The sequence below is a fragment of the Streptomyces asiaticus genome, from assembly GCF_018138715.1.
Lineage (GTDB): Bacteria > Actinomycetota > Actinomycetes > Streptomycetales > Streptomycetaceae > Streptomyces > Streptomyces asiaticus.
Window position 1 is genome coordinate 73,776 of sequence record NZ_JAGSHX010000001.1, and the last position, 26,585, is coordinate 100,360.

Annotated in this window: 21 protein-coding genes; 9 read left to right on the top strand and 12 right to left on the bottom strand. The window is 73.3% G+C overall.

Annotated elements, in window-relative coordinates; all coding sequences use genetic code 11:
* Window positions 1-4 precede the first annotated feature (4 nt).
* Both lpdA and KHP12_RS00285 read left to right on the top strand, forming a co-directional pair.
* Window positions 5-1,405: a dihydrolipoyl dehydrogenase gene (gene lpdA, locus KHP12_RS00280; RefSeq protein ID WP_086883319.1), complete on the top strand. Its 1,401-nt coding sequence runs from the start codon at window positions 5-7 to the stop codon at window positions 1,403-1,405.
* Between the two features lie 66 nt (window positions 1,406-1,471).
* Complete coding sequence (locus KHP12_RS00285; RefSeq protein WP_244203011.1) at window positions 1,472-4,129, top strand: SpoIIE family protein phosphatase; 2,658 nt, start codon at window positions 1,472-1,474, stop codon at window positions 4,127-4,129.
* Window positions 4,130-4,137: 8 nt separating this feature from the next.
* Here the strand turns inward: KHP12_RS00285 and KHP12_RS00290 are convergent, their stop codons facing one another.
* From KHP12_RS00290 to KHP12_RS00315, 6 genes are all read right to left on the bottom strand, one after another.
* Window positions 4,138-5,136 (bottom strand): MBL fold metallo-hydrolase, encoded by a 999-nt coding sequence (locus tag KHP12_RS00290; protein ID WP_211831210.1) that lies wholly within the window; start codon window positions 5,134-5,136, stop codon window positions 4,138-4,140.
* A gap of 95 nt (window positions 5,137-5,231) precedes the next feature.
* Window positions 5,232-6,734, bottom strand: a complete 1,503-nt coding sequence (locus tag KHP12_RS00295; RefSeq protein WP_086883321.1) for a glutamate synthase subunit beta — start codon at window positions 6,732-6,734, stop codon at window positions 5,232-5,234.
* Window positions 6,735-6,772: 38 nt separating this feature from the next.
* Entirely contained in the window at window positions 6,773-7,831 is a 1,059-nt protein-coding gene (locus KHP12_RS00300; RefSeq protein ID WP_211831211.1) for an NAD(P)H-dependent flavin oxidoreductase, read from the bottom strand.
* Window positions 7,831-8,586: a CoA-transferase subunit beta gene (locus tag KHP12_RS00305; RefSeq protein WP_086883323.1), complete on the bottom strand. Its 756-nt coding sequence runs from the start codon at window positions 8,584-8,586 to the stop codon at window positions 7,831-7,833. The genes KHP12_RS00300 and KHP12_RS00305 overlap by 1 nt, the downstream gene beginning before the upstream one ends.
* Window positions 8,583-9,431, bottom strand: a complete 849-nt coding sequence (locus KHP12_RS00310; RefSeq protein ID WP_086883339.1) for a CoA transferase subunit A — start codon at window positions 9,429-9,431, stop codon at window positions 8,583-8,585. The genes KHP12_RS00305 and KHP12_RS00310 overlap by 4 nt, the downstream gene beginning before the upstream one ends.
* 21 nt (window positions 9,432-9,452) lie before the next feature.
* A complete protein-coding gene (locus KHP12_RS00315) occupies window positions 9,453-10,208 on the bottom strand; it encodes an enoyl-CoA hydratase family protein (RefSeq protein ID WP_211831212.1) in 756 nt (251 codons plus the stop codon).
* Window positions 10,209-10,287: 79 nt separating this feature from the next.
* On the opposite strand from KHP12_RS00315, the gene KHP12_RS00320 reads away from it, so the two are divergent.
* The gene (locus KHP12_RS00320; protein WP_086883325.1) at window positions 10,288-11,103 is read left to right on the top strand and encodes an SDR family oxidoreductase; all 816 of its coding nucleotides are present in this window, start codon (window positions 10,288-10,290) and stop codon (window positions 11,101-11,103) included.
* Between the two features lies 1 nt (window position 11,104).
* Window positions 11,105-12,019 (top strand): SDR family oxidoreductase, encoded by a 915-nt coding sequence (locus KHP12_RS00325; RefSeq protein ID WP_086883326.1) that lies wholly within the window; start codon window positions 11,105-11,107, stop codon window positions 12,017-12,019.
* Between the two features lie 639 nt (window positions 12,020-12,658).
* On the opposite strand, the gene KHP12_RS00330 is transcribed toward KHP12_RS00325, so the two are convergent.
* On the bottom strand, window positions 12,659-13,651 hold the full coding sequence (locus tag KHP12_RS00330) for a patatin-like phospholipase family protein (RefSeq protein ID WP_086883327.1): 993 nt from the start codon (window positions 13,649-13,651) through the stop codon (window positions 12,659-12,661).
* Between the two features lie 272 nt (window positions 13,652-13,923).
* On the opposite strand from KHP12_RS00330, the gene KHP12_RS00335 reads away from it, so the two are divergent.
* Window positions 13,924-15,546, top strand: coding sequence for a phytoene desaturase family protein (locus tag KHP12_RS00335; protein ID WP_211831213.1), 1,623 nt, complete (start codon window positions 13,924-13,926; stop codon window positions 15,544-15,546).
* On the opposite strand, the gene KHP12_RS00340 is transcribed toward KHP12_RS00335, so the two are convergent.
* The 5 genes from KHP12_RS00340 to egtA all read right to left on the bottom strand — a co-directional run bounded on the left by KHP12_RS00340 (window position 15,536) and on the right by egtA (window position 21,331).
* A complete protein-coding gene (locus tag KHP12_RS00340) occupies window positions 15,536-16,759 on the bottom strand; it encodes a transglycosylase family protein (RefSeq protein WP_086883329.1) in 1,224 nt (407 codons plus the stop codon). The genes KHP12_RS00335 and KHP12_RS00340 overlap by 11 nt on opposite strands.
* A gap of 267 nt (window positions 16,760-17,026) precedes the next feature.
* Complete coding sequence (gene egtD, locus KHP12_RS00345) at window positions 17,027-17,992, bottom strand: L-histidine N(alpha)-methyltransferase (protein WP_037957181.1); 966 nt, start codon at window positions 17,990-17,992, stop codon at window positions 17,027-17,029.
* The gene (gene egtC, locus KHP12_RS00350) at window positions 17,989-18,744 is read right to left on the bottom strand and encodes an ergothioneine biosynthesis protein EgtC (RefSeq protein WP_086883330.1); all 756 of its coding nucleotides are present in this window, start codon (window positions 18,742-18,744) and stop codon (window positions 17,989-17,991) included. Before egtC ends, egtD begins: the two co-directional genes overlap by 4 nt.
* On the bottom strand, window positions 18,744-20,072 hold the full coding sequence (egtB, locus tag KHP12_RS00355) for an ergothioneine biosynthesis protein EgtB (RefSeq protein ID WP_086883331.1): 1,329 nt from the start codon (window positions 20,070-20,072) through the stop codon (window positions 18,744-18,746). The genes egtC and egtB overlap by 1 nt, the downstream gene beginning before the upstream one ends.
* Entirely contained in the window at window positions 20,069-21,331 is a 1,263-nt protein-coding gene (gene egtA, locus KHP12_RS00360; protein WP_086883332.1) for an ergothioneine biosynthesis glutamate--cysteine ligase EgtA, read from the bottom strand. The genes egtB and egtA overlap by 4 nt, the downstream gene beginning before the upstream one ends.
* Window positions 21,332-21,572: 241 nt before the next feature.
* Here egtA and KHP12_RS00365 point away from each other — a divergent pair, with 241 nt between their 5' ends.
* The 4 genes from KHP12_RS00365 (at window position 21,573) to KHP12_RS00380 (ending at window position 26,584) form a co-directional block, all read left to right on the top strand.
* Window positions 21,573-22,574 (top strand): NADPH:quinone oxidoreductase family protein, encoded by a 1,002-nt coding sequence (locus KHP12_RS00365; protein ID WP_086883333.1) that lies wholly within the window; start codon window positions 21,573-21,575, stop codon window positions 22,572-22,574.
* On the top strand, window positions 22,571-23,776 hold the full coding sequence (locus KHP12_RS00370; RefSeq protein WP_086883334.1) for an acyl-CoA dehydrogenase family protein: 1,206 nt from the start codon (window positions 22,571-22,573) through the stop codon (window positions 23,774-23,776). The genes KHP12_RS00365 and KHP12_RS00370 overlap by 4 nt, the downstream gene beginning before the upstream one ends.
* Window positions 23,773-24,924 carry an acyl-CoA dehydrogenase family protein gene (locus tag KHP12_RS00375; protein WP_211831214.1) on the top strand — a complete coding sequence of 384 codons (1,152 nt, stop codon included), beginning with the start codon at window positions 23,773-23,775 and terminating at the stop codon, window positions 24,922-24,924. Before KHP12_RS00370 ends, KHP12_RS00375 begins: the two co-directional genes overlap by 4 nt.
* Window positions 24,925-25,045: 121 nt before the next feature.
* Window positions 25,046-26,584 (top strand): GMC family oxidoreductase, encoded by a 1,539-nt coding sequence (locus tag KHP12_RS00380; RefSeq protein WP_210608723.1) that lies wholly within the window; start codon window positions 25,046-25,048, stop codon window positions 26,582-26,584.
* Window position 26,585 lies beyond the last annotated feature (1 nt).

The window sequence follows — 26,585 nt, forward strand, 5'->3', positions numbered from 1 at the left end:
ACGCATGAGCGCACATTTCGACGTGGTGGTCCTGGGAGCCGGGCCGGGTGGCTATGTCGCCGCGATCCGCGCCGCTCAGCTGGGCCTGACCACGGCCGTGGTCGAGGAACGCTACTGGGGCGGTGTCTGCCTGAATGTGGGCTGTATCCCGTCCAAGGCCCTGCTGCGCAACGCCGAGCTGGCCCATCTGTTCATCCACGAGGCCAAGGACTTCGGCATCCGGGTGAACGGCGATGTCACCGTGGACTACCGCGACGCGTTCGAGCGCAGCCGCAAGGTGGCCGACGGACGCGTCAAGGGCGTCCACTATCTGATGAAAAAGAACAAGATCACCCAGTTCGAGGGGCGGGGCAGCTTCACCGGGCCCCACGACATGCTGGTCACCCGCTCCGGCGGCGGCACGGAGACGCTCACCTTCGACCACTGCGTCATCGCCGCGGGCTCGATCACCAATCTGCTGCCCGGCACCTCCCTCAGCGAGCGGGTGGTGACCTACGAGGAGCAGATCCTCTCGCCCACCCTGCCCGGCAGCGTCCTGATCGCGGGTGCGGGAGCCATCGGCGTGGAGTTCGCGTACATCATGCACAGCTACGGGGTGCAGGTGACGCTGGTGGAGTTCATGGACCGGATCGTGCCCCTGGAGGACGAGGAGGTCTCCGCCGAGCTCACCCGGCGCTTCCGCAGGCTCGGCATGAACATCCTGACCTCCACCCGGGTGGAGGCGATCAACGACGCGGGCCCCGCGGTCAAGGTCATGGTCACCACGGGCGGCCAGCGGCAGACCCTCCAGGCCGCCCGGGTGCTCCAGGCCATCGGGTTCCGGCCGCGGGTGGACGGGTACGGGCTGGAGCACACCGGCGTCCGGCTGACCGAGCGGGGCGCCATCGACATCGACGGCCGGTGCCGCACCACTGTGCCGCACATCTTCGCCATCGGCGACGTCACCGCCAAGCTGATGCTGGCGCACGCCGCCGAGGCCATGGGCATCGTCGCGGCGGAGACCATCGCCGGGGCGGAGTCCATGGAGCTGGACTATGTGATGATCCCGCGCGCCACCTTCTGCCAGCCGCAGATCGCCAGCTTCGGCTGGACCGAGGCCCAGGCGCGCGAGCGCGGCTTCGACGTCCGGGTGGCGAAGTTCCCGTTCACCGCCAACGGGAAGGCCCAGGGGCTCGGCGACCCCGTCGGCTTCGTGAAGCTCATCAGCGACGGCCGCCACGGCGAACTGCTGGGCGGCCATCTCATCGGCCCCGAGGTCACCGAGCTGCTGCCCGAACTCACCCTCGCCCAGCAGTGGGACCTCACCGTGCACGAGGTGGCCCGCAATGTTCACGCCCATCCGACTCTCAGCGAGGCGGTGAAGGAGGCCGTCCACGGGCTCGCCGGACACATGATCAATTTCTGACCGCGGATGCTCCCACCCCGGCCGCCACCAGGTGTGCGACCCGCGGATGTGCGTTAGACAGAGCATGTGAAAGTGCGCTCGGCGCTGGGCTCGCGCAGTGTCGGCGGGCAGGTGTTCGCCCTGATGCTGATCATCGTGACGCTCCTGGTGCTCGCCGCGGGGACCACGCTGTCCCTCCAGGCGCGCGGCAGCCGGGAGAGCCAGGCCCGGGCCCGTGCCCTGACCGTCGCACGGGCCGTGGCCGTCGCCCCCGGCGTCCAGCGGGCGCTGGAGTCCCGCGACCCCGCCAGGACCCTCCAGCCCTACGCCGAGAGGGTCCGGCGGCGGACCGGTGTCGACTACATCGTGGTGACTTCCCCCGCTGGCATCCGCTGGACCCACCCCGATCCGAAACTGCTCGGCAAGCACATCGGCCGCAGCCTCTATCCGGCCACGGCGGGACGGACCTTCACCGACAGGCTCCCGGGCATCACCCACTCGGCCCCCTCGATCCGTGCCGCCGTGCCGGTCACCGACGCCCGGGGCCGGGTGATCGGCATCGTCAACGCCGGGGTCTCCATCCCCTCCGTGGCCCGCACGGTCAGCCGTCAACTGCCGGTGATCTACGGCTCCACGGCCTTCGCCCTCCTCCTGGGCGGGGGCGGCGCGGCGCTCGTGGCCCGGCGGCTGCGGCGGCAGACCCACCGGCTCGGCCCCGCCGAGATCACCAGGATGTACGAACACCACGACGCCGTGCTGCGCTCGGTCCGGGAGGGGGTGCTGATCGTCGACGACGAGGTACGGCTGCTGCTCGCCAACGACGAGGCGCTGTTCCTGCTGGGCCTCGCACCCGACGCGCGCGGACGGCGGATCACCGACATCGGACTGCCCCCGGAGATCACGGGGCTGCTCGCCTCCGGCCGCGAGGCCACCGACGAGGTGTACGAGGTCGGGAACCGGCTGCTGGCGGTCAACCAGCGCCCGGCGGAGCGCGGCGGACAGCCCTGGGGGAGCGTCGCCACCCTGCGGGACACCACCGAGCTGCGCGCCCTGACGGACAAGGCGGACCGGGCCTACGCACGCCTCCGGCTGCTGTACGAGGCCGGTGTCCGCGTGGGCAGCAGCCTCGACATGGAAGGCACCGCCCAGGAACTGGCCCGGGTCGCCGTGCCGCGCTTCGCCGACTACGCCACCGTCGATCTGCACGAGGCCGTGCTGGGCGGCGGGGAACCGGGCGACCGGGACTCACCGCTGCGCCGGGCCGCCTTCAGCGGCATCCGGCAGGACCCCCCGCTGCGCCGGGTCGGCGAGCGCGTCTCGGCCTTCCCCGTCACCCAGCGGGCCGGCGGCACCGGCCAGGCGCGCGTGTTCGCCGTCGGCGACCTGCCGTCCCACCCCGACTGGACGCCCCAGGACCCGGAGCGGCTGGGCTGGGTGAGGGAGTACGGCATCCACTCGCTGCTGACCGTGCCGCTCAGCGGGCGCGGCGTCCGGCTGGGCCAGGCGGTGTTCTGGCGCTCGGGCGACACCCCGCCGTTCGACGAGGAGGACCGCACCTTCGCCGAGGAGCTGGCCGGTCAGGCGGCCGTCGCCATCGACAACGCCCGCCGCTACGCGCGCGAGCACGCCACCACCCTGGCCCTCCAGGAGAGCCTGCTGCCGCGCGGCCGCCCCGAGCAGCAGGCCGTCGTCGCCGCCCAGCGCTATCTGCCCGCCCCCGGCAGGGTGCGGGGCGACTGGTTCGACGTCATTCCGCTGTCCGGGGCCCGGGTCGCCCTCGTCGTCGGCGATGTCGTCGGCCACGGACTGCACGCCGCCGCGACCATGGGCCGGCTGCGCACCGCCGTGCGCAACTTCTCCGTCGTGGACCTTCCCCCCGATGAGCTGCTCGCCCGGCTCGACGACGTGGTCGACCAGCTCGACCGGGAGGAGACCGACACGGGCGGCGGCGCCGGGGCCGCCGGGGCCACCTGTCTGTACGCGGTCTACGACCCGGTCTCCCGGCACTGCACCCTGGCGCGGGCCGGGCATCCGCCCCCGGCCCTGGTCCATCCCGACGGCTCGGCGACCTTCCTCGACCTGCCCGCGGGCCCGCCACTGGGGCTCGCCGGACGGCTCTACGAGGCGGCCGAGACGGAGCTGCCCGAGGGCAGCCGCCTCGTCCTCTACACCGACGGGCTGGTCCAGGACCGCGAACGCGACATCGAAACCGGGCTCGACCGGCTGCGGGACGCCCTCACCGATGCCGACCCCGACCCGGAGCGGGCCTGCGACACCGTGATGGCCGCCCTGCTCTCGCCGCGCCGCACCGACGACGTCTGCCTGCTCATCGCCCGTACCATCGCGCTGGACCCGAGCCGGGTGGCCTCGTGGGACCTCCCGGCGGACCCCGAGGTGGTGGCCCGGATGCGGGCGGCCGTCGCCCGCACCCTGGCCGAGTGGAACCTGGAGGAGGCCGCCTTCACCACCGAGCTGGTGGTCAGCGAGCTGCTCGGCAACGCCATCCGGCACGCGGTGGGCCCCGTACGGCTGCGGCTGCTGCGCAACCGGGCGCTGATCTGCGAGGTCGCCGACGGCAGCACCACCGCGCCCCATCTGCGCCGGGCGGCCACCACCGACGAGGGGGGACGCGGGCTGTTCCTCGTCGCCCAGATGGTCCAGCGCTGGGGCACCCGCTACACCAGCCAGGGCAAGATCATCTGGACCGAACAGGACCTCCCGGCCGCGGCGCGCGCCCCGCGGTGACCAGGTGGTCAGGTTGAGGCCGCCGACGCGCCCTCGCGCCGCTCCCATGCCACCTGGGCCAGATCGGCCATGGTGGCCACGAGGTCCGCCGCCTCCTCCGTGCCGTTCAGATGCCGGTACTCCGAGCCCACCGTGATCACCAGCCGCTCGGGCAGGCCCAGCGACGGATAGGCGTTCTCGGCGATCAGGGTGCGGGCGGCGTCCAGGGCCGGTACCCCGGCCGTGTGCAGCTCCCGGGTGCGGTCCCGCAGATGCTCCAGATAGCCGATGTGGCCGCGCACCCCCTCCCGGTCGAGGACCGGGCCATGGCCGGGGACGATCACCTCGGCCCCGGTCGCGAGCACCCGCTCGCACGCGGAGATCACATTGTCCAGCGGGCCCGCCCAGTGCACCGCGTGGTCGCCGGGGGCCTGCGGACCGGAGGCGAAGATGACATCGCCGGTGAACGCCACCTTCTGCCGCGGCAGATACGCCACCAGATCGCCCGCGGTGTGCGCGGACTCCAGGCTGAACAGCCGCACCGGCACCTGGCCCACGCGCAGGTCGAGTTCGCCCACGAAGGTGAGCGTCGGCTCGACCACCTCGGTGGTGGACCAGTCGAACCGCCCGAAGTGCCGCTTGAGGTACCAGCCGAGCGGAGTCGCCGGATCGCTGCCGTGCACCAGGCCGTGCAGCTGCTGCGGCGAGGGCTCGTACTCGATGTGGCCGAGCGCCTCGCGGGTGGCGACGATCTCCGCGTCCGGTACGACCTCCGCGCCCCACAGGTGGTCGCCGTTGGCATGGGTGACGATCACCCGCTCGATCCGGCCCCCGTCGGGCAGCAGGGCACGGCTGTGGTCCAGGAACTCACCGGCCATCCGGCGGTCGTAGGGGCTGTCGATCCAGGCGGCGTGGCCGTCGGGCGAGACGATCAGACCGCAGTTGGCCAGACCCCAGCCGGCGCTCGGGGTCGGGGACCAGATGTGCACACCGTCGGCCACGGTGAGGAGGGGGGATTGCGAGATCATGGACGCACACTATGCCCGCGCCGGACGTCCTCGGCAGGCAGCCCGCCCTCCGGGACAGGTGTCCGAAGCCGTGTCGGCCACCGGACCCCGCCGCGTCACGCCGTCATCGGCAGATCGGTCGGCCCGACCGGCGCCGGGAGCGTCGTGGAGCCCGCGAGATAGCGGTCCACGGCGGCCGCGGCCGAGCGGCCCTCGGCGATCGCCCAGACGATCAGCGACTGGCCACGGCCCGCGTCACCCGCCACGAACACCCCGTCCGCGCCGGTGGCGAAGGACGCGTCGCGGGCGACCGTGCCGCGCTCGTCGAGCTCAAGACCGAGCTGGTCCAGCAGCCCACCACCCCGCTCCGGGCCGCGGAAGCCGAGGGCCAGCAGCACCAGATCCGCCCGCAGCACCCGCTCCGTGCCCGGCCCGGGCTCTCCATCGGCACGGGCCCCGATCAGACGGAGCGCCCGGACGCCGCCGTGCGGCCGCTCCGCGTCCGGCGCGGTCCCCTCGAAGCGGACGGTGGTCGCGGAGAAGACCCGCGCGTCCACGTCCGCCTCCGGGGAGGCCGCCAGCTCCCGCGCCTCCTCATGGGCCGCGGACATCCGGTAGATCTTGGGGTAGGTGGGCCAGGGCTCGCCCTCGGTCCGCTCGTCGCCCGGCCGGGGGTGGATGTCCAGCTGGGTCACGGAGGCGGCGCCCTGCCGCAGCACCGTGCCCAGACAGTCCGCGCCGGTGTCCCCGCCGCCGACGATGACCACATGCTTGCCCTCGGCGGTGATCGGCGGCCGGGCGTAGTCGCCCGCCAGCACCCGGTTGGCCATCGGCAGATACTCCATCGCCTGATGGATCCCGGCCAACTCCCTTCCCGGCACGGGGAGTTCGCGCCAGGCGCGGGCGCCCACCGCTATCACGACCGCGTCGTAGCGCGCCCGGAGCTCGGCGGCGTCCATATCGGTGCCGACGTCCACGCCGGTACGGAACCTGGTGCCCTCCGCGCGCATCTGCTCCAGCCGCCGGTCCAGATGGCGCTTCTCCATCTTGAACTCGGGGATGCCGTAGCGGAGCAGTCCGCCCACCCGGTCGTCGCGCTCGTACACCGCCACGGTGTGCCCCGCGCGGGTGAGCTGCTGGGCCGCGGCCAGGCCCGCGGGGCCCGAGCCGATGACGGCGACCGTGCGGCCGCTCAGCCGCTCCGGCGGCTTGGGGGTCACATGGCCGCTCTCCCAGGCCCGGTCGGCGATGGCCACCTCGACGTTCTTGATGGTGACCGCCGGCTGGTTGATGGCCAGCACACAGGCGCTCTCGCAGGGGGCCGGGCAGAGCCGGCCGGTGAACTCGGGAAAGTTGTTGGTGGCGTGCAGCCGCTCGCTCGCGCGCAGCCAGTCGTCACGGGAGACCAGGTCGTTCCACTCCGGGATGAGGTTCCCCAGCGGGCAGCCCTCATGGCAGAACGGGATGCCGCAGTCCATGCAGCGGTCCGCCTGGGCATTGATGATCGGCAGCAGTCCGCCGGGCGCGGGCACCTCGTCCCAGTCCCGCACCCGCTCGTCCACCGGACGCCGGGGCGGAAGACGACGGGGTGTGGTGAGGAAACCCTTGGGGTCGGCCATGACGACCTCCCATTACCCGTGTCATGGTCTGGCCGCTTTCACCCCACTGTACGACCGCTGGCCAGCCGGTCCAGGGTCGCCGCGGCCTCGGCCATGATCCGGTCCACCAGCTCCGCGCAGGACGGCAGATCCTCGATCACCCCGGCCACCTGACCGGAGGCCATCACCCCCGTGTCGGTGCGGCCGTCCACCATCGACGCCTTCAGCAGCATCGGGGTGGTGGCGGCCAGCAGCACCTGGCTCCAGGTGAGGTCCTTGCCGTGCCGCATCGCCAGCCCGTCGCGCACCATCCGCGGCCAGCTCAGCCCGGCCAGCCGCCGGAACGCGGCCGCGTGGCGGACGGCGCGCAGGAGCGCGGCGGCGCGGCCGGAGCGCTCGAGGGAGTCGACCAGCTCGCTGCGGAGCATCCGGTGGGGGAGTCCGTCCACCGCCGTGGTGACGGTGACGTCGGTGACCGCCGCCGCCAGATAGCGCGCCTTCACCGCGTCGGGGACCGTGCTGTCGGAGGTGAGCAGGAAGCGGGTGCCCATGGCGATCCCCGCCGCTCCGTAGGCGAGCGCGGCCGCCAGCCCCCGTCCGTCGTGGAAGCCGCCCGCGGCCACGACCGGGATGTCCACCGCGTCCACGACCTGGGGGAGCAGCACGGTGGTGGCCACCTGCCCGGTGTGACCACCGCCCTCGGCACCCTGCACCACCACCGCGTCCGCGCCCCAGCCCGCCACTTTCTCCGCGTGGCGCCGGGCGCCCACGGACGGGATGACCACCACGCCCGCGTCCTTCAGCCGGTCGATCAGCTCACGCCTGGGGGCCAGCGCGAACGAGGCGACCCGTACCCCCTCCTCGACGATGATCCGCACCCGCTCCCCGGCGTCCCCGGCGTCGGCGCGCAGATTGACGCCGAAGGGGGCGTCGGTGCGGGCGGCGACCTCGCGCACGGCCGAGCGCAGCCGCTCGGGCGACATGGTCGCGGAGGCCAGGATGCCCAGCGCCCCGGCGTTCGCCACGGCGGACACCAGCCGGGGCCCGGCCACCCACCCCATGCCCGTCTGGACGATCGGATGGCGCACCCCGACGAGCCGGGTCAGCGGGGTGTCCATCAGGACGGCACCTCCCGCTCGCGGGCCCCCTCCGGGTCGATGACCTCCCGGATCAGCCGCAGCTCGGCGGGGGTCGGCTCCCGGGTGGACGGGACGTCGTCGGCGATGTCGAGGGGGAAGCCGGTGGCTTCCCGCACCGCCTCGGCGGTCACCCCCGGATGCAGGGACCGCACCCGCAGGGTGCGGTCGGGCGTGGCGAAGTCGAGGACCGCCAGATCGGTCACCACACACCGGAGGTCATGGAAGCGGGTGGCGGCCGGCCCCGCGGCCGCCGCCCGGTCGTGACCCACCCCGCACACCATGTCGACGCGCTCGACGAAGACCCGCCGCGAGTGCCGGGGGACCCAGTAACTCGTGGGGTTGTTCAGCGTGTTGACCGGTGCTCCCCGCACCCCCAGCAGCTGCCGTTTGGGCCGCTTCCAGTCGCCGATGCAGCTGATGTTCTGGTTGCCGTGGCGGTCGAGCTGGCTCGCGCCCATCATCACATGCCGCCGGCCGCCGGTGACCAGCGCCAGATGCGCCCGGTACGGCAGCCACCCCTCCACCACCTCGGGACCGCCCACCTCCGGATCGCCGTACACGATCATCGCCTCGCCGTCCGTCAGCATCAGCCCGGGCGCGAAGGTTCGCTTGGCCAGCCGGGCGCCGATCCTGGGCACCGCGCCCATCGGGGCGGCCAGGATCTCCCCGTCGCCCCGCCAAGCCTCGGCACAGGCCACCACGCAGTACTCGGCCCGGGTCACCCCTCCGGTCATATGCCCTCCCTCCCGAACGCCGCCACCGCGGCCCGGTACCGCTCCTCGTCCCCGGACAGAAACCGCCTCGTGAACTCCCGCCACGCCTCCGGGTCGGCGGCGGCCTTGGCGTACGCGCTCTGGAACGCCTCGTCCCGTCCGTAGTCGGGGACGCAGGAGGTGAAGTGCGCGCCGCCCGGGGTCTCGATCACACCGGTCACCGCATGCCGCTTGACCAGCAGCGTCTGCGGGCCGCCCGCGTCCGCGAACTCGGCGGTGGCGACGACGCGTTCACAGCAGAGATACGCCTCGGCGGCCGCCTCGCAGAACAGGTCGTCGAAGTACGGATCGGGCCCGAGGTACTGACCGTTGCCCTGTGCGTCCGCCCGGTTGAGGTGCACCAGCGCCACGTCCAGCCGCAGCGCGGGCACCGCCATCAGCTCCTCACCGTCCTCGTACGGCGATGTCACCGTCCGCAGCCCGGGGTTGACCGTCATCACGTCCGAGCCGAGGCCCGCGCGGACGGGCAGGAACGGCAGCCGGTGCACGGCGGCGGTCAGCCCCCACATCATCATCGACTCGTCCAGCTCGGTCAGTTCGATGTCCCCCCGCTCGCGCGCCGCCCGGAAGTGCGGCTCCAGGGGGATCGAGTCGAGCGTCGCGAACGCCGTCACCAGCTTGCGGACCTTCCCGGCGGCGGTCAGCAGTCCGACGTCGGGGCCGCCGAAGGAGACCACGGTCAGATCGGTGACCTCCGACCGCAGCAGGGCGCGGACCAGCGCCATGGGCTTGCGCCGCGACCCCCAGCCGCCGATGCCGACCGTCATACCGCTGCGGATCCGGCCGACGGCCTCCTCGGCCGTCATCGTCTTGTCGGCCAAAGCCGCTCACCCCTTCCCGGTGCTCCTGGCGACGAACGCGTCGCGGTGCCCGTCGGACAGGCCCGCCAGATTGGCCTCGAAGGTGAAGCCCTGCTCGAAGCGGTAGCTCCGGCGCACATCGACCGGATCGATGCCGTTGACGGCCGCCTTCGCCAGCCGCAGCAGCGCACCGTCCTTGGCGGCGATCTCACCGGCCAGCTCCAGTGCCGCCTCCCGCAGCCCGGCGCGCGGCACGACCCGCCACACCGAGCCATGGCGGTGCAGCTCCTCGGCGGTCGCGGTGCGCGCGGTGTAGTACAGCGCGCGCATCAGATGCGGCGGGACCAGCCGCGCCAGATGGGTGGCCGCGCCCAGCGCGCCGCGGTCCAGCTCGGGCAGGCCGAACGTGGCGTCCTCAGCGGCCACGATCGCGTCGGCGTTCCCGACCAGACCGATGCCACCGCCCAGGCAGAAGCCGTGGACGGCGGCGACGACCGGGACCGGGCAGTCGTAGACGGCGGCGAACGCCTCGGCACATCCGTGGTTGGCGCCGATGAGCGCCGAATGGCCCTCGGCCGCCTGGATCTCCTTGATGTCCACGCCCGCGTTGAAGCCCCGGCCCTCGGCGGCCAGCACCACACAGCGCGCCGACGGGTCGGCGCCCGCGGTGCGCAGCGCGTCGGCCAGCTCGTACCAGCCCCGCACGGGCAGGGCGTTGACGGGGGGGAAGTCCATGGTGACCAGTCGGACACCGGCCGCGGGGGCGGAGGTGGAGACACCCATGAGCAGATCCGCTACCTTTCCACCAAACATTTGTTAGGTGAGAAGGTAGCAGCGCTCATCGCGCAGCGGGAGGTGTCTTGTGGCCGTCACCATCGATCTCGCCGGGCGCGTCGCCGTGGTCACCGGCGGCACGCGCGGCGTCGGAGCGGGGATCACCCGGGCCCTGCTCACCGCCGGGGCCGAGGTGGTGATCTGTGCGCGCCGCGCGCCCGAGAAACCCATCGAGGTGGACGGGCGCACGGCGCGCTTCGAATCGCTCGACATCCGGGACGTGGACGCGGTCGCCGCGTTCTTCGCCCGGCTGCGCCGCTCCCACGGGCGGCTCGACCTGCTGGTCAACAACGCCGGGGGAAGCCCCTACGGGCTGATCGCCGAGGCCGGGCAGCGGCGCGCGGCCCGCGTCGTCGAACTCAATCTGATCGCTCCCATGACCGTCTCCCTGAGCGCGTACGAGCTGATGCGCCAACAGGAGGGCGGTGGCTCGATCGTGATGATCGGCAGCGTCAGCGGCACCCGGCCGTCCCCCGGCACCGGACCCTATGGAGCCGCCAAGGCGGGCCTGGAGAACCTGGCCCGCACCCTGGCCGTGGAGTGGGCCCCCGCGGTTCGGGTCAACACGCTCGTGCTCGGCATGGTCCGCACCGAACTGTCGCATCTGCACTACGGGGACGAGGAGGGCATCGCCGCCGTCGGCCGGACCGTGCCGCTCGGGCGGATGGCCGAGCCCGTCGAGGCCGGAGACGCCTGTGTGTTCCTCGCCTCCGGGCTGGCCGGGTACATCAGCGGCGCCAGCATCGCCATCCACGGAGGCGGGGAGCGCCCCGCGTTCCTCGACGCCGCCAACGTCAACCAGCCGGCCCCCGGCACCGGCCGGGCAGAACCACGGGAGGACTGAGATGAGCGGACTGTGCGACGGGCGCGTCACCGTCGTCACCGGAGCGGGCCGCGGCCTCGGGCGGGCGCATGCGCTCGCCCTCGCCGCCGAGGGCGCGAAGGTCGTCGTCAACGACCTCGGCGTGGCCCCGGACGGCGCCGGGGCGTCGGAGGGCCCGGCCCAGCGGGTCGTCGAGGAGATCCGGGCCGCGGGCGGGGAGGCGGTGGCGCACGGCGGCGACATCGCCACCACCGACGGCGCCGCCTCCCTCGTGGCCACCGCCCTCGAGACCTACGGCCGGCTCGACACCCTCGTCAACAACGCCGGATTCCTGCGCGACCGCATGCTCGTCAACCTCGGCGAGGACGAGTGGGACGCGGTGATCCGCGTCCACCTCAAGGGCCACTTCCTGCCGCTGCGGCACGCCGCCGCCCACTGGCGCGCCGAGGCCAAGGCGGGCCGCACCCCGGTCGCCCGGGTGGTCAACACCAGTTCCGGGGCCGGGCTGCTGGGCAGCGTCGGACAGGGCAACTACTCCGCGGCCAAGGCCGGTATCCTCGGCCTGACCTCGGTGGCCGCCGCCGAACTCGGCCGCTACGGCGTCCAGGTCAACGCCATCGCCCCGGCGGCCCGTACCCGGATGACGGAGACGACGTTCGCCGGTGACATGGCCGCACCGGAAGACCCCGCCGCCTTCGACGCGATGGCCCCCGCGAATGTCTCACCGCTCGTCGTCTGGCTCGGCTCGGCCGCCTGCGCCGGGGTCACGGGCCGGGTCTTCGAGGCCGAGGCCGGGCGGATCACCGTCATGGAGGGCTGGCGGCCGGGCCCCACCGCCGACAAGGGCGCCCGCTGGACACCGGCGGAGGCGGGCGAGGCCACGCGGAAACTCCTCGCCGGGGCCGAACCGCCGGGGCCGGTGTACGGGGCGACCTGACGGGCCGTCCGGCCCCTGTGGGGTGGGGAAAACCCCCGGACGGGACGGGCGGCAGCGGGATGGGAGCCCGGTATGCCGCGACGGCACGATGATCCGCGAACGGCACAGGGGAACAAGGCAAGGAGCGGGTTCGTGGGAGTTCGGGCCAGGGTCTGTCGTCAAAGGGGGCGCCCGGCCGCGAGCAGGGGGCACCTCCCAGCGGTAGCTGGGGGAGGCCGGTGCGGTCGATCGCAAGGCGGAGCGTCGCCCTCGTACCGGGCGTACTCGGGTGATGCGACAACGCGGCGAGCGGCCGTGCCAGGCGTCGGGAGCAGGGCGTCCCCTTTGAGGCGGTGACCCACCGCTCCGCGCCCGCCGAGATCGGCCGCAGGATCCTCGCCCCGCTGGGGCTGAAGGACACCTCCTTCCCGGTGACCTGGCCGCCACCGTCTACGACCTCGCCGCGGAGCTCAGGGGCGAGGCGCCCGTGCCGCGGAGCAAGGGGCTGCTGAAGGCACAGACGGCGGTCCTGTGCGACTGAGCCCCGTCCTCCCCCAGGAGGCGTCCGACGGACCGTGCCGCCTGCGGCGGGCCACGCGGCGGAGCCGCACAGGCATGCTGCGGGAAGGGGCGGGGAGGGGAAAGAACCGCCGGACACCCTCAGGAACGGGCCGCCGGGGCGAACTGGGCCAGGACGGCCCGGCGCCCCGCCTCGAGAGCCTCCTCGAGCAGGGCGCTGTCCGTCTCCAGACGGCTGATGGACGGCGCCGTGGCATCGGGGCGGACCGACAGCACCGCGGGGTCCGTCGGCGATTCCGCGGTGTCGGTGTCGTAGTCCGCCAGCAGCCGGTCGTCGTCGGCGAGCCGGGCGGGCCGGTTCAGGAAGGCGGCGCGGAACTGCGGGGAGTACTGGCGGAAGGCGACCGCGGCGACCAGCCGGGAGCCCACCGACGGAGTGGCCCGGAGCGCCGCGTCCCGGACCGGCGGCCTGCTCCGCAGGACGAGGACGTGGGTCGCGCCGTCCCGTAGCGCCTGGCGGAACGGGATCGACTCGGCCAGGCCCGCGTCGTAGAAGCGGCGCCCGCCTATGGTGACGGGGCCGCCCGCCAGCATCGGCAGCGCGGCGCTCGCCCGCAGCGCCAGACGGAGGGCGACCTCGTCCGCCAACTCCCCGTGCAGGTCGACCGGTTGGCCGGTCTCGAGATCCGTCGCCAGCGGATGCAAGGCGAGGGGCGCGGCCAGCACCAAGGCGTAGTCCAGCGGGAATTGGCGGATGTAGACCTCTTCGATCAGGGTCTCGATATCGACCATGGGGCGCCCGCGCAGCAGATTGCGCTTCCGGATGAGAGCACTGGCGAAACGGGGGTCGGCCCAGCCGCGCAGGCCCTCCGGCCGCGAACTGATCAGCCAGGCCGCCGAGATGGCCCCCGCCGAGGCCCCGTACACCGCGTCGAACGCGTTCAGCAGCCCCAGCTCATGCACGGCCAGCGCCATACCGGCCGAGATCGTGCCGCGCATCCCGCCGCCCTCGATCGCCAGCGCCACCCGGTATCCGTCCGCACGCGCCCCGGGGCGGCTGCCCGCCTCCGTCCGGTCGGCGAGGACCTTCATCAGCCGGTGGCGGTCGAGGCCGCGCTGGGACTGCTCCGTCACTTCTCTTCTCCCTGAGGGGTGATACGGGCTGAAGGGGCCGGTGTCATGGCCGCTACTCGGCCGCGGCCATCAGTATGGGCACACAGTCGGCCGGGCGCAGAAGGGTGCTGAAGCGCGAGGCGAGGAGAGGCCCGGCAGCCCCTCGCACCGGAACTCGGCGTCCCCGCCGTACGGACGACAACCCGTCATTGAGTACCTTCAGTGCGCTCTTCGCGTAGCATGCGAAAACCAGACAAATGCGTCACATTGCGCGATGGCAGGAGGAACACCGGATGGCCGAGGCAGACGCCGTAGTCGTCGGGTCCGGTGTCAACGGCCTGGTCGCCGCCGCGGAGCTGGCCCTGGCCGGATGGTCCGTCATCCTGGTGGAGCGCGAACCGGACATCGGCGGGTTCATCGCCACTGAGGAGCGCACCCTGCCGGGCTACCTCCACGACACCTACTCCTCCTGGCATCCGCTGTTCGTCTCCGGCCCGGCGTACGCGCGTCTGGGGGAGCCCCTGCGGCGGCATGGGCTGGAGTACCGCAACACCGATGAGTGGGTCATCGCCAGCGTGGCCGACGACGGCAGGGTCACCCTCGCGCACCGCGATCCGGAGCGCACCGCCGAGGGTTTCGCGCACGATGCGGACCGGGCCGCGTATCTGGCCGCGCTCGGCCGGCTGGGCGCCGATATGGAGGCGATCGGCGGCCTGATGGGCGGCGAGCTCCGGTCCCCGGCCGTCCTCCGCCACGCGGTCGCCCTGCTGCGCGGCGGCGGGCGGCAGGGGGTGGAGCGATGGGTGCGCTCGGTGGCCACCAGCGGTCGTGGATACCTGCGCGCGGAGTTCCGGGGGGACGAGGTGGACCACCTGTTCGCCCCGTGGCTGCTGCACGCGGGGCTGTCGCCGGACCACGCGTCGGGCGGCTTCCTGGTGACGCTGTTCGCCGCCACCCTGCACGGCGCCGGGGTGCCCGTGGTGGCCGGGGGCGCGGGCCGGTTCCTCGACGCCTTCCGGTCGCTGCTGACGACGACGGGCGTACGGGTGGAGACCGGCACCCGGGTCGACCGCATCCTCGTCGAGCAGGGCCGCGCCGTGGGAGTGGCGGCGGGCGGCCGGGTCTTCCGTGCCCGCCGCGCGGTCCTCGCCTCGGTGACCCCCACCGCCCTGTACGGCACCCTCCTGCCGGAGGGCTCGGTGCGCCCCGAACTGCGCGACGAGGCGCGGCGATTCCGCTACGGCCGCGCCGCGATGCAGATCCATGTGGCGCTGTCCGAGCCGCCCGGCTGGCGCGACGCACGGCTGAACACGATCCCGCTGGTGCATCTGACCGACGGTTCGGGCAGTACCGGTATCGCCTGCGCCGAGGCCGAGGCGGGTCTGCTGCCCCGGCGGCCCACGGTGGTCGTCGGGCAGCAGTACGTCCTGGACCCCGGCCGGGTGCCGCCCGGGGCCGCCACGCTGTGGCTCCAGTTGCAGGAGGTGCCGTCCACTCCGCGCGGCGACGCGGCCGGTGAACTGGACACGGCTCAGGGCTGGGTCCCGGAGCTGGCCCGGGGCTACGCCGACCGGGTGCTGAACCGGATCGCCCGGCACGCACCCGATCTGCCCGGCAAGGTGCTCGCCGTCGACGTCATCGCGCCCCCGGATCTCGCTCGCCGGAACCCCAACGCGGTCGATGGCGACCCGTACGGCGGTTCCCTCGAACTCGACCAGAGCTTTGTCTGGCGCCCTCTGCCCGCCTCCGGACGGCACGCGACCGATATTGACGGGCTCTGGCACATCGGCGCGTCCACTCACCCGGGGGCCGGGCTGGGCGGCGTCTCCGGGCACATGGTCGCCACCACGCTCACCAGAGGGCCGCGATTCGCCCGTCTGACCCGGCTCTCACCAGGGAGAAGGGTCAGAGGCTGACGCCGTGTGACCGCAGATAGGCGAGCGGATTGATGTCCGAGCCGTAGCCGGGGCCGGTGCGGATCTCGAAGTGGAGATGCGGTCCGGTGGCATTGCCCGTCGAGCCGGAACGGCCGATCTGCTGGCCGCCGTTGACGCTCTGCCCGGCCCGCACCGACAGCTGCGAGAGATGGCCGTACTGGCTGTACTTGCCGTCCGGATGCCGGATGACCACCTGATAGCCGTACGCGCCGCCCCAGCCAGCCGAGACCACATGGCCCGGTCCCACGGCCTTCACGGAGGTGCCGATGCCCACGGGGAAGTCCACCCCCGTGTGATAGCCGCTCGACCAGCTCGAGCCGGCCGCCCGGTAGGCGGTGCTCGGACTGACCCCGCTGACGGGGGCGGTGAAGCCCGAGGAGACGACGGGCTTGGCGGCCCGCTCCCGGCTGGTGTGCTTCTCGGCCTTCGGGTGCGGCGCGGGCTTCGGCTTCGGCTTCGCCTTGGCCTTGTGGTGGGGCTCGGGTTCCGCCTTGGGCTTGGCGGTGGCCTTACCGCCCTTGAGGGAGAGCTTCTGACCGGGGTAGATCAGATCGGGATCGCCGCCGATCGTCTCGCGGTTGGTCTTGTAGAGCGCCTCCCAGCCGCCGTTGACGTCGTGGGTGTCGGCGATACGGGACAGCGAGTCGCCGCTGACGACCACATAGCGGCCGGACTTCGTGGCGGCGCCCCCCGGGAGGCTGGTGGGCGTGGGCTTGCTCGCCACCGCCTGCTGGGCCTTCTCCGGCCGATGGGTCTGCTTGACCGGGGCGGCGGCCGTCCTGACGACCTTCTCGGCGCTCTGCGGCGCCGCGTCGCCCCGCGTCAGACCGGCCTTGCCCGAACAGACCGGCCATGCGCCGGGGCCCTGGCCGTCGAGCACCTTCTCCGCGATCGCGATCTGCTGGTCCTTGGTGGCCAGATCGGCCCGTGCCGCGTACGCCGTGCCGCCGTACGCCTCCCATGTGCTCTGCGTGAACTGCAACCCGCCGTAGAAGCCGTTGCCGGTGTTGATGGCCCAGTTGTCGGTGGACTCGCACTGGGCCACCTTGTCCCAGGTTTCGCCAGAGGCCGCGGACGCGCCCGCGGCGCCGACGAGTGGAAGGGCGATTCCGGCGCCGCCCGCCGTGACGCTCAGCGAGGCACGGGAGATGCGGTTGGGCTTGTAGCGGCGGTGGCGTCCCCGTAAGGGCATGGACGGCTCCTTCTCGTGCTGCCGGGTGCGGCGAGCTGCCGGGCGGGCCAAAGATAAGGGGGCCGATTTGGCCACAACAAGAGGGAGTTCACCTGGAAAGAGGGCCACAGCGCGCTGTGCTGCGGCCCTCTTCCGTTTATGTGATGTGCATCACACGCTCGCTCACGGCCCGGACTTCGTACCGCGTCGCTCCTTCGCTTCCGCAAAGCGAGCCGCCGCCCGCGACCGATGGTCCCGGGCGGCGGTCCGCCGCGATCTGGCGAGGAGTTACCGGCGCACGGCGAGCGACACCGCGAAGCGGCCCTCCGCGTCGGTCCACCAGCGCCGCGACTCCATCCCCGCGGCGGCCAGCTCGTCCCGCACCTTCTCCTCCCGGAACTTGGCGGACACCTCGGTGCGGACCTCCTCCCCGGCCGCGAAGTGCACCGCGAGATCCATGGCGGGAATCTTCGCGGTGAGCTCCTTACGGGCCCTCAGCCGCATCTCGATCCACTCCTCCTCGGCGTTCCACACCGCCACGTGGTCGAAGTCGGAGGGGTCGAAGTCGGCGCCCAGCTCGCGGTCGAGCACCGTCAGCACGTTCTTGTTGAACGCCGCGGTGACGCCCTGGACGTCGTCGTAGGCGGAGACGAGCGTGGCCTCGTCCTTGACCAGGTCGGTGCCGAGCAGCAGCGCGTCGCCGGGCGCGAGCAGCTCGCTCACCGAGGCGAAGAAGGCGGCGCGCTCGGCCGGCAGCAGATTTCCGATGGTGCCCCCGAGGAAGGCCAGCAGCCTCGGCCCCGGGGTGTCGTCGGGCAGCGCGAGCCCGTTCATGAAGTCGGCCACCAGCGCGTGCACCATCAGCCGTGGATGCTCGGCCAGCAGGGCCTCCCCGGCCAGTTCCAGCGCGCTCTCGCTCACGTCGACGGGGACGTAGACGCGTAGATCCGGCAGCGCCCGGATCAGGTGGTGGGTCTTCTCGGAGGAGCCGGAGCCCAGTTCGATGAGGGTCCGGGCCCCGGTGGCGTCGGCGATCTCCGCCGCGCGGGCGACGAGGATCTCCCGCTCGGCGCGGGTCGGGTAGTACTCGGGCAGCCGGGTGATCTCTTCGAAGAGCGCGCTTCCCCGGGCGTCGTAGAACCACTTGGGCGGAAGCTGTTTGGGGGTGCTGGTCAGCCCGTCGGCCACATCGGCGCGCAGCGCGGCCGTGGTGGCATCGGCGGGCAGGGTGCGGGTGACGGTGAAGGGGCTCAACGGGAAGCCTCCTTGAGTGCGGTGAGCAGTACATCGGTGCGGGTGGCGGTGAGCAGGGTGCGGTCGGGGACCTCGGTCCAGCCGGGGTCCTGGTCGTACGGCTCGGAGGCCACCACCACGCCCCGGTCCGGATCGGCCAGGTACCACAGGGTGTCGCCCCAGGCGGTGGCGGCGATGGTCTCGCCGTCCAGGAGCAGCAGGTTGAGTCGTGAGCCGGGGGAGGCGGCGGCGAACTGTTCGACGGTCTCGGCCAGCGCCTCCGGCGGCGCGTGGCCCAGCCGCAGCCGGTGCAGCACCAGCGCCCAGACGAACGCCGAGTCGCACCGCGCCTCCAGGCCGAGCAGATCCGCCGGGGGCAGTGCGGCGGTGAGGTCCGCGACCGCGTGCGGCCAGTCGCGGATCGCCCCGTTGTGGCTGAACAGCCAGGTCCCGGAGGCGAACGGCGAGGCGCCCGCCTCGCCGTCCGCGCTCGCCTCGGTGGCATCCCTTACGGCGGCCATCAGCGCCCCCGTGCGCACCACGCGGGCCAGGTCGGCGAACGACAGATCGCCCCAGATGGGCCCGGCGCGGCGGTAGCGCGCGGGCACCGGGTCGTCCGACGCGTACCAGCCGACGCCGAACCCGTCGGCGTTGACCGTGCCGTGCGCCTGCCGCCGCGGCGCCCACGACTGCCGGAACAGGCTGTTCGCGGGCGCAACGACCACCTCGCCGATGGAGGTCCGCGGCCCGAGGTAGGCCAGGTGGCGGCACATCAGGACGCGTCCCGCGCGGTGCGGAAGCCGGAGAAGATCTGGCGGCGGACCGGCAGGTCCCAGTTGCGGAACGTGCCCCGGCAGGCGACCTCGTCCACCGCGAAGGAACCGCCGCGCAGCACCTTGTGCGACGGGCCGAAGAACACTTCCGAGTACTCGCGGTAGGGGAAGGCGCGGAACCCCGGGTAGGGCAGGAAGTCGCTCGAGGTCCACTCCCACACATCGCCGATCAGCTGCCGCACCCCCAGCGGGGAGGCGCCCCGCGGATAGCTTCCGGCCGCCGCGGGCCGCAGATGGCGCTGGCCCAGGTTGGCGTGTTCGGGCGTGGGGTCCTCGTCGCCCCACGGATAGCGCCGGGACCGGCCGCTCTCCGGGTCGTGGCGGGCGGCCTTCTCCCACTCCTCCTCGGTCGGCAGCCGCCGCCCCGCCCAGCGGGCGTAGGCGTCCGCCTCGTACCAGCTCACATGCACCACCGGCTCCTCCGGCGGCACCGGCTCCGTCACCCCGAACCGCCGGCGCAGCCACTGCCCGCCCTCGCGCCGCCAGAACAGCGGGGCGGTGAGGCCGTGCTCCTGGATGTACGCCCAGCCGTCGGCCGTCCACCAGCGTTGCTCGGTGTAGCCACCGTCCGCGATGAACCGCTCGTACGCGCCGTTGGTCACCGGAGTGGTGTCGATGTGGAAGGCCGGGACCAGCCGGTGGTGCGCGGGCCGCTCGTTGTCCAGGGCCCAGGGCTCGGCCGAGGTGCCCATGGTGAACGGGCCGCCCGGGACCAGCACCTCCGCCGGCAGCGCCGCGCCTTCGCCCGCGTCGGGCGGTGGCGGGGCGGTGAGCGCGGCGGGTCCGCGGCGCAGCTGGTGGGTGATGAGCATCGTCTCGTCGTGCTGCTGCTCATGCTGCGCGATCATGCCGAAGGCGAAGCCCGCGTCGACCAGCGGGGCGCCGCGCAGCTCGATCCGCTCCAGGATGTCCAGCACCCGGCCGCGCACCTCGTGCACATAGCCGCGGGCCTCGGCGGGCGCCAGCAGCGGCAGGGTGGGCCGCTCGGCACGCGGATGCTCGAAGGCGTCGTATATCGAGTCGATCTCGGGGCGCAGGGCGTCACGTCCGCCGACCGCGCGCAGCAGCCACTGCTCCTCCTGGTTGCCGATGTGCGCCAGATCCCACACCAGCGGGGACATCAAAGGGGAGTGCTGGGCGGTGAGGTCGGGCTCGTCCACGCAGGTGGTGAGGGTGTGGGTGCGGTCGCGCGCGGTGCGCAGCGCCTTCTCGGCGCGCCGGCGCAGCGCCTCGGGATCGATGGTGGGATCGGAGCCGGGGGCGGTCATGACCGTCCCTCCTTACCGGTGAGGGGAGCGAGCAGATCGTCGGCGGGACATCGGCCGCGGAGCACATAGCGGTCGGTGAAGGCGGCGACGGCGGCGGTGATGGCGGGGGAGGCGCCGAGACGCGGCAGCGCGTCCAGCGCCGTGGTGAAGCAGCTGGCGGCGGCGGTGCGCAGCTCGGGGTCGGCCAGACCGTGGCGGGCCGCGGCGCGCCACAGCGGATTGCCCGGCGCGGGGCGGGCGCCGGCCGTCTCGGCGAGCGGTTTCACCACCCGGTAAACCGTTTCAGCAGCCTCGGGATCGTCGAAGAGCGCGACCGTGACGGCGAGCGGGACGATCCATCCGTCCTCGCCGCTCTGCGCGTCGATCATGCGCAGTTCCAGATGGCCGCGCGGGCGGACGGGGGGAAAGAGCGTGGAGATGTGGAAGTCGAGGTCGTCGTGGGTGGGTGGCCGGGGCAGCCCCGTGCGGGCCCACTGGCGGAAGGTCACCCCGGACGGCACCGTCCAGGGCGCCTTCTCGTCCCGGATGGCCATCACGGGCGCGTCCAGCACGTAGTGGGCCCAGGCCGTGCGGGGATCGCGGCCGTCGGCCGGGGCGTGGGTGCGTCCGGGCTCCATCGCCGTCCACAGCGCCTGCCGGGTGGAGCGGTAGCCCGTGGGGCGGCCCTGGCGCAGGGGTGAGTTGGCGAACGCGGCGGTGAGCACCGCGCCCAGCAGATGGGCGAGCCGCCAGCGCCGTGCCATGCCGAGCGGTCCGGGCTCCTCGTGCCCGGCGTCCACACAGACCTGCACGGAGGCGGTGTTGCACATCATGGAGCGCCCGGCCGGCCCCCGGCGGTCGAAGTAGGTCTCCATGCACTCGTACCGGGGCGTGGTGAGGAAGCGTCTCGGTGGGCGCCAGGGGTCATGTCCGTGGCCGGCGAGCCCGAGGCCCAGGCCGGTGAGTACGGAACGTACGAGAACCAGATCGGCGGCCGCGGACTCCACACACGCGGTGAGGGAGTCGGCCGGGAGGGAGCTGAGCTCCACCTGACCGCCGGGTTCGAAGGTGATGGCGGACCGCAGTGGCAGTCCGCGCAGGGCGGTGACGGCGGCTTCGAGCCGGGCCGCCTCGACGGGTCGTGCGGGGTCGTGCGGGTCGTACAGGAGCCATTCGAGTTCGACTCCGATGCGGCGCGGCGGCCCGGTCTTGAAACAGATGCCGTGCAGCCTGGCCTCCATCTCGGCCTCGCTGATCGCCTTGTCGTCGGGCACAGTCATCTCCCGTCCCGTTCCGGCAACGGCTCGCTGGGAAACGAACCGATATGTCGCCGTCCACTCTTAACTGCCGACGCGCCGGGCTCAAGGGTGCCTCCAGAGTTGCACAAGAGTTCATCCGCCGCCGGGTGGGCAGGTGAGGATGGCTGACGGTGGTGGCGGTTCCGCTCCTCGTACCGACTGGTTAGTATGTTCGACCCGGCGCGGTACCGCGTTCCGACGATCCGTTTGTGGAGGCCACCGGATGCAGGCATGGCGAGTGCACGACAATGGCGAGCCCGGTGAGGTCATGCGCCTCGACGAGGTGCCGGACCCCCAGGCGGGCCCGGGACAGCTGCTGCTGCGGGTCAGGGCCGTCAACGTCAACTTCCCCGACGCCCTGCTGTGCCGCGGCCAGTACCAGGTGCGGCCGCCCCTGCCCTTCACCCCCGGCGTCGAGGTGTGCGGCGAGGTCGTCGCCCTCGGCGAGGGTGTCGAGGGCGTGGTCGGCTCCCGCGTCCTGGCCACGCCCACGCTTCCCGCGGGCGGCTTCGCCGAGCTGGTGCCCGTGGCGGCGGCGGCCGCGCTGCCCGCGCCCGACGCCCTGGACGACGCCGAGGCCGCGGCGCTGCACATCGGCTACCAGACCGGCTGGTTCGGCCTGCACCGCAGGGCCCGCATCCAGTCCGGCGAGACGCTCCTGGTGCACGCCGCCGCCGGCGGGGTCGGCAGCGCCGCCGTCCAGCTCGGCAAGGCGGCCGGGGCCACCGTGATCGGCGTCGTCGGCGGCGAGGACAAGGCCCGGGTCGCCCGCGAACTCGGCTGCGACCTCGTCCTCGACCGGCGCGCCGACGACATCGTGGCGGCCGTCAAGGAGGCCACCGGCGGACGCGGCGCGGACGTCGTCTACGACCCGGTCGGCGGCGACGCCTTCGTCAAGTCCGTCAAATGCGTCGCCTTCGAGGGCCGCATCGTGGTCGTCGGCTTCGCCAGCGGCGTCGTCCCCCAGGCCGCCCTCAACCACGCCCTGGTCAAGAACTACGCCATCCTCGGCCTCCACTGGGGCCTGTACAACACCCACGACCCGGCCGCGATCCGCGCCTGCCACGAGGAGCTGACCAAGCTCGCCGCACAGGGCACCGTCAAACCGCTGGTCAGCGAGCGCGTCCCGCTGCAGGGCGCGGCCGACGCCGTCCAGCGCGTCGCCGACGGCGTGACCACCGGCCGTGTGGTCGTCGTCCCCGGGCAGGCCGGAGGGGACCGATGAGCACCACCCGGCACCGCCCCGCCGTGGACGCCGACGAGCTGCGCCGCCGCGTCCGCGAACTCCTGGACGCCCATCCGCCCGCCACCACCGACCGGCTGGACTTCCTGCGCGCCCGCTTCGACGCCGGGCTCGCCTGGGTGCACTACCCGGCCGGACTCGGCGGCCTGGACGCCCCGCGCTCCCTTCAGGCCGTCGTCGACGCCGAGCTGGCGGCCGCGGGGGCGCCCGACAACGACCCCCGCCGCATCGGCATCGGCCTCGGCATGGCCGCCCCCACCATCCTCGGCTTCGGCACCGACGAGCAGCGGGAGCGGCTGCTGCGCCCGCTGTGGACCGGCGAGGAGGTGTGGTGCCAGCTGTTCAGCGAGCCCGGCGCCGGATCCGACCTCGCGGCGCTCGCCACCCGGGCGGTGCGCGACGGCGACGACTGGGTGGTCGACGGACAGAAGGTCTGGACCTCCAGCGCCCATCTCGCCCGCTGGGCCATCCTCATCGCCCGCACCGACCCCGACCAGCCCAAACACCGCGGCATCAGCTACTTCATCTGCGATATGACCGACCCCGGGGTCGAGGTCCGGCCACTGCGCCAGATCACCGGCGAGGCGGAGTTCAACGAGGTCTTCCTCACCGGTGTGCGCATCCCCGACAGCCGGCGGCTCGGCGAGATCGGCGAGGGCTGGCGGGTCGCCCAGACCACCCTGATGAACGAGCGGGTCGCCATCGGCGGCGGCCGCGTCCCCCGCGAGGGCGGCATGATCGGCCTCGTCGCCGACACCTGGCGCGAGCGGCCCGAACTGCGCACCCACGACCTCCACCAGCGGCTGCTGCGGCTGTGGGTGGAGTCCGAGGCGGCCCGGCTCGCGGGCGAGCGGCTGCGCCAGCAGCTCGCGGTCGGCCAGCCCGGCCCCGAGGGCTCGGCCATGAAACTCGCCTTCGCCCGCCTCAACCAGCAGATCAGCGCGCTGGAGGTCGAGCTGCTGGGAGAGGAGGGGCTGCTCTACGACGACTGGACGCTGCGCCGCCCCGAACTGGTGGACTTCACCGGGCGCGAGGCCGGCTACCGCTATCTGCGCGCCAAGGGCAACTCCATCGAGGGCGGCACCTCGGAGGTGCTGCTCAACATCATCGCCGAACGCGTCCTGGGCCTGCCGCCCGAGCCGCGGACCGACAAGGACGTCCCGTGGAAGGACCTGCCCCGATGAGCACCGCCGACCTGCTCTACTCCGAGGCGGAGGACGATCTTCGCGCGGCCGTACGGTCGCTGCTCACCGACCGCTGCCCGCCCGCCGCGGTGATCTCCGAGGCCGAGAGCGGCCGGGCGTACGACGTGGCGTTGTGGCGCGCGCTGGGCGCCGAGATGGGCACCGCTGGGCTGCTGGTGCCGGACAAGCTCGGCGGCCAGGGCGCCACCGCGCGGGAGGCGGCGGTGGTGATGGAGGAGCTCGGCCGCGCCGTCGCCCCCGTGCCGTACCTCACCAGCGCCGTCCTCGCCGCCGCCACCCTGCTCGGCTGCGACACCGACCAGGAGGCCGTGGCCCGGCTGCTCGGCGCGGTCGCCGAGGGCCGTACGGTCGGCGCCCTCGCGGTGCCGCTGTCCACCGTGGCCGTGGTGCCCGGCGGCGGGTCCGGCGCGCCCGCCGCGACCGTGCGGGCCGATGGCGACTCCACGCTCAGCGGCCAGGTCTCCGGTGTCGCGGGCGCGGCGGGCGCCGATCTGCTGCTCGTCCCCGCCACCGGCGCGGACGGCTACGGTCTTTACGCCGTGGAGACCGCCGAGACCAGTGTCACCGTCGAACCCCTCACCTCGCTCGACCTCACCCGCCCGCTCGCCGCGGTGACCCTCACCGGCGCCCCGGCCCGCCGGCTGGCCGGGCCCGGCCGGGCCGAGGCGGCCATCGGGCGGGCGCTGCTGACCGGGGCCGGACTGCTCGCCTCCGAGCAGCTGGGCGTGGCCGAATGGTGTCTGACCGAGACCGTCCGCCACACCAAGGAGCGCCATCAGTTCGGGCGCCCCATCGGCTCGTTCCAGGCGCTCAAGCACCGCATGGCCGCGCTGTGGCTGGAGCTGGTCTCGGCGCGCGCCACCGCCCGGTACGCCGCCGACGCGCTGGCCACGGACAGCCCGGACGCGGCGGTCGCGGTGGCGGTGGCCCAGGCGCACTGTGCCGAGGTGGCGGTGCACGCGGCCGAGGAGTGCGTCCAGCTGCACGGCGGCATCGGCATGACCTGGGAGCACCCGGCGCATCTGTATCTCAAGCGGGCCAAGAGCGACCAGCTCGCGCTGGGCACCCCCGGCCGCCACCGGCAGGCGCTCGCCGGGCTGGTGGATCTGCCGGCCCCCACCGGCTGACCGGCCGGCGGCCCCACCGGCCGACCCGCCGGATCCGGCGAACCCGCCCCCGCTCCGCGATCACGCCACTAGAGTGCCGAACAGCTGTGCGGCACGTCGGGTGAGTCCGGAACGGGGGCACATGGTGAGCGACTTCGACTACATCGTGGTGGGGGCGGGGTCGGCGGGCGCCGTGGTGGCGGCCCGGCTGACCGAAGCCCCGGACGTACGGGTGCTGCTGCTGGAGGCCGGGAAGGACGACGCGGCAGCGCAGATCCACGACCCCACCGCGTGGTTCAGCCTCATCGGGGGCGAGCACGACTGGGGCTACACCACCGTCCCGCAGCCGGGGCTGGCCGGGCATCCGCAGGCCGCCGTGCGCGGCAAGGTGCTCGGCGGCTCCAGCAGCATCAATGTGATGACCTACGTCCGGGGCCACCTCGGCACCTTCGACGCCTGGGCCGCCGACGGCTGCCCCGGCTGGGACGCCGCCTCGGTGCTGGAGACCTTCCGCGCCCTGGAGCACGCCGAGGACCGCGACCCGCGCTTCCGCGGCACCGGCGGCCCGCTGCGGCTCAGCCGGGCCGTGACGCCCAACCCGCTGAGCACCGCCTTCCTCGACGCCGCCAAGGAACTCGGCTACCCCTACAACGACGACTTCAACGGCGCGGAGAGCGACGGCGCCGGACGCCATGAGTGGACCATCCACGAGGGGCGCCGCCAGAGCACGGCGGTCGCCTATCTCGATCCGGCGATGGACCGCCCCAACCTCACCGTGCGCACCGAGGCCCACGCACAGCGGCTGCTCTTCGAGGGCACCCGCTGCGTCGGGGTCGAATACGCGGGCTCCGGCGGTTATGCGGGCTCCGGCGGTGTGGCACGTCGGGTGCGCGCGGCGCGTGAGGTCATCGTGTGCGCGGGCTCGGTGGACTCGCCCAAGCTGCTGATGCTCTCCGGAATCGGCCCGGCCGGCCATCTGCGCGAGGTGGGCGTCCCGGTGCTGGTGGACGCCCCCGAGGTGGGGGCCAATCTCCAGGACCACCCCCTGGTCGGGCTGGTCCACGAGGCGGGCACTCCGCTGCCGCCGCCTCCGCCGACCACCGCCGAGGCCGCCCTGTTCACCCGGACCGCCCCCGGGGTGCCCCGCCCCGACCTCGAGGTGTTCCTCTTTCACATCCCGTTCCACCCCAGGCTGCTGCCGTTCCCGCCGAACAGCTTCACCCTGACCGTCGCCGCGATGCAGCCCCACAGCCGGGGCACGGTCCGGCTCTCCGGCGCGGACCCCGAGGACCGGCCGCTGATCGACCCCGGCTATCTCAGCGACGGAAGGGACCTCGCCACCCTGGTCCAGGGGGTCGAACTGGCCCGGTCGCTGGCGGCCACCGACGCGTTCGAGGCATGGCAGCCGCGCGAACTGCTGCCCGGCCCCGGGGTGACCGACCGGGACGGCCTGGCCGACTTCGTCCGCGAGAACACCGGCACCTACTTCCACCACGTCGGCACCTGCCGGATGGGCGGGGACGAGCAATCGGTGGTGGACCCCCGGCTGCGCGTCCGCGGCGTCGACGGGCTGCGGGTCGCCGATGGATCGATCATGCCGTCGATCGTCTCGGCCAATACCAACGCGGCCTGCGTCATGATCGGCGAGATGGCCGCCGAACTGATCCGCGCCGACGCCTGAC

Coding starts and splice junctions, on each gene's coding strand:
- KHP12_RS00335 (WP_211831213.1), top strand. CDS start 13,924: ATGGCCGAGGCAGACGCCGTAGTCGTCGGGTCCGGTGTCAACGGCCTG.
- KHP12_RS00370 (WP_086883334.1), top strand. CDS start 22,571: ATGAGCACCACCCGGCACCGCCCCGCCGTGGACGCCGACGAGCTGCGC.
- KHP12_RS00305 (WP_086883323.1), bottom strand. CDS start 8,586: ATGACCGGAGGGGTGACCCGGGCCGAGTACTGCGTGGTGGCCTGTGCC.
- egtB (WP_086883331.1), bottom strand. CDS start 20,072: ATGACCGCCCCCGGCTCCGATCCCACCATCGATCCCGAGGCGCTGCGC.
- KHP12_RS00365 (WP_086883333.1), top strand. CDS start 21,573: ATGCAGGCATGGCGAGTGCACGACAATGGCGAGCCCGGTGAGGTCATG.
- KHP12_RS00380 (WP_210608723.1), top strand. CDS start 25,046: ATGGTGAGCGACTTCGACTACATCGTGGTGGGGGCGGGGTCGGCGGGC.
- KHP12_RS00375 (WP_211831214.1), top strand. CDS start 23,773: ATGAGCACCGCCGACCTGCTCTACTCCGAGGCGGAGGACGATCTTCGC.
- KHP12_RS00290 (WP_211831210.1), bottom strand. CDS start 5,136: ATGATCTCGCAATCCCCCCTCCTCACCGTGGCCGACGGTGTGCACATC.
- egtA (WP_086883332.1), bottom strand. CDS start 21,331: ATGACTGTGCCCGACGACAAGGCGATCAGCGAGGCCGAGATGGAGGCC.
- KHP12_RS00315 (WP_211831212.1), bottom strand. CDS start 10,208: ATGGGTGTCTCCACCTCCGCCCCCGCGGCCGGTGTCCGACTGGTCACC.
- egtC (WP_086883330.1), bottom strand. CDS start 18,744: ATGTGCCGCCACCTGGCCTACCTCGGGCCGCGGACCTCCATCGGCGAG.
- KHP12_RS00300 (WP_211831211.1), bottom strand. CDS start 7,831: ATGGACACCCCGCTGACCCGGCTCGTCGGGGTGCGCCATCCGATCGTC.
- KHP12_RS00325 (WP_086883326.1), top strand. CDS start 11,105: ATGAGCGGACTGTGCGACGGGCGCGTCACCGTCGTCACCGGAGCGGGC.
- KHP12_RS00295 (WP_086883321.1), bottom strand. CDS start 6,734: ATGGCCGACCCCAAGGGTTTCCTCACCACACCCCGTCGTCTTCCGCCC.
- lpdA (WP_086883319.1), top strand. CDS start 5: ATGAGCGCACATTTCGACGTGGTGGTCCTGGGAGCCGGGCCGGGTGGC.
- KHP12_RS00310 (WP_086883339.1), bottom strand. CDS start 9,431: ATGACGGCCGAGGAGGCCGTCGGCCGGATCCGCAGCGGTATGACGGTC.
- KHP12_RS00340 (WP_086883329.1), bottom strand. CDS start 16,759: ATGCCCTTACGGGGACGCCACCGCCGCTACAAGCCCAACCGCATCTCC.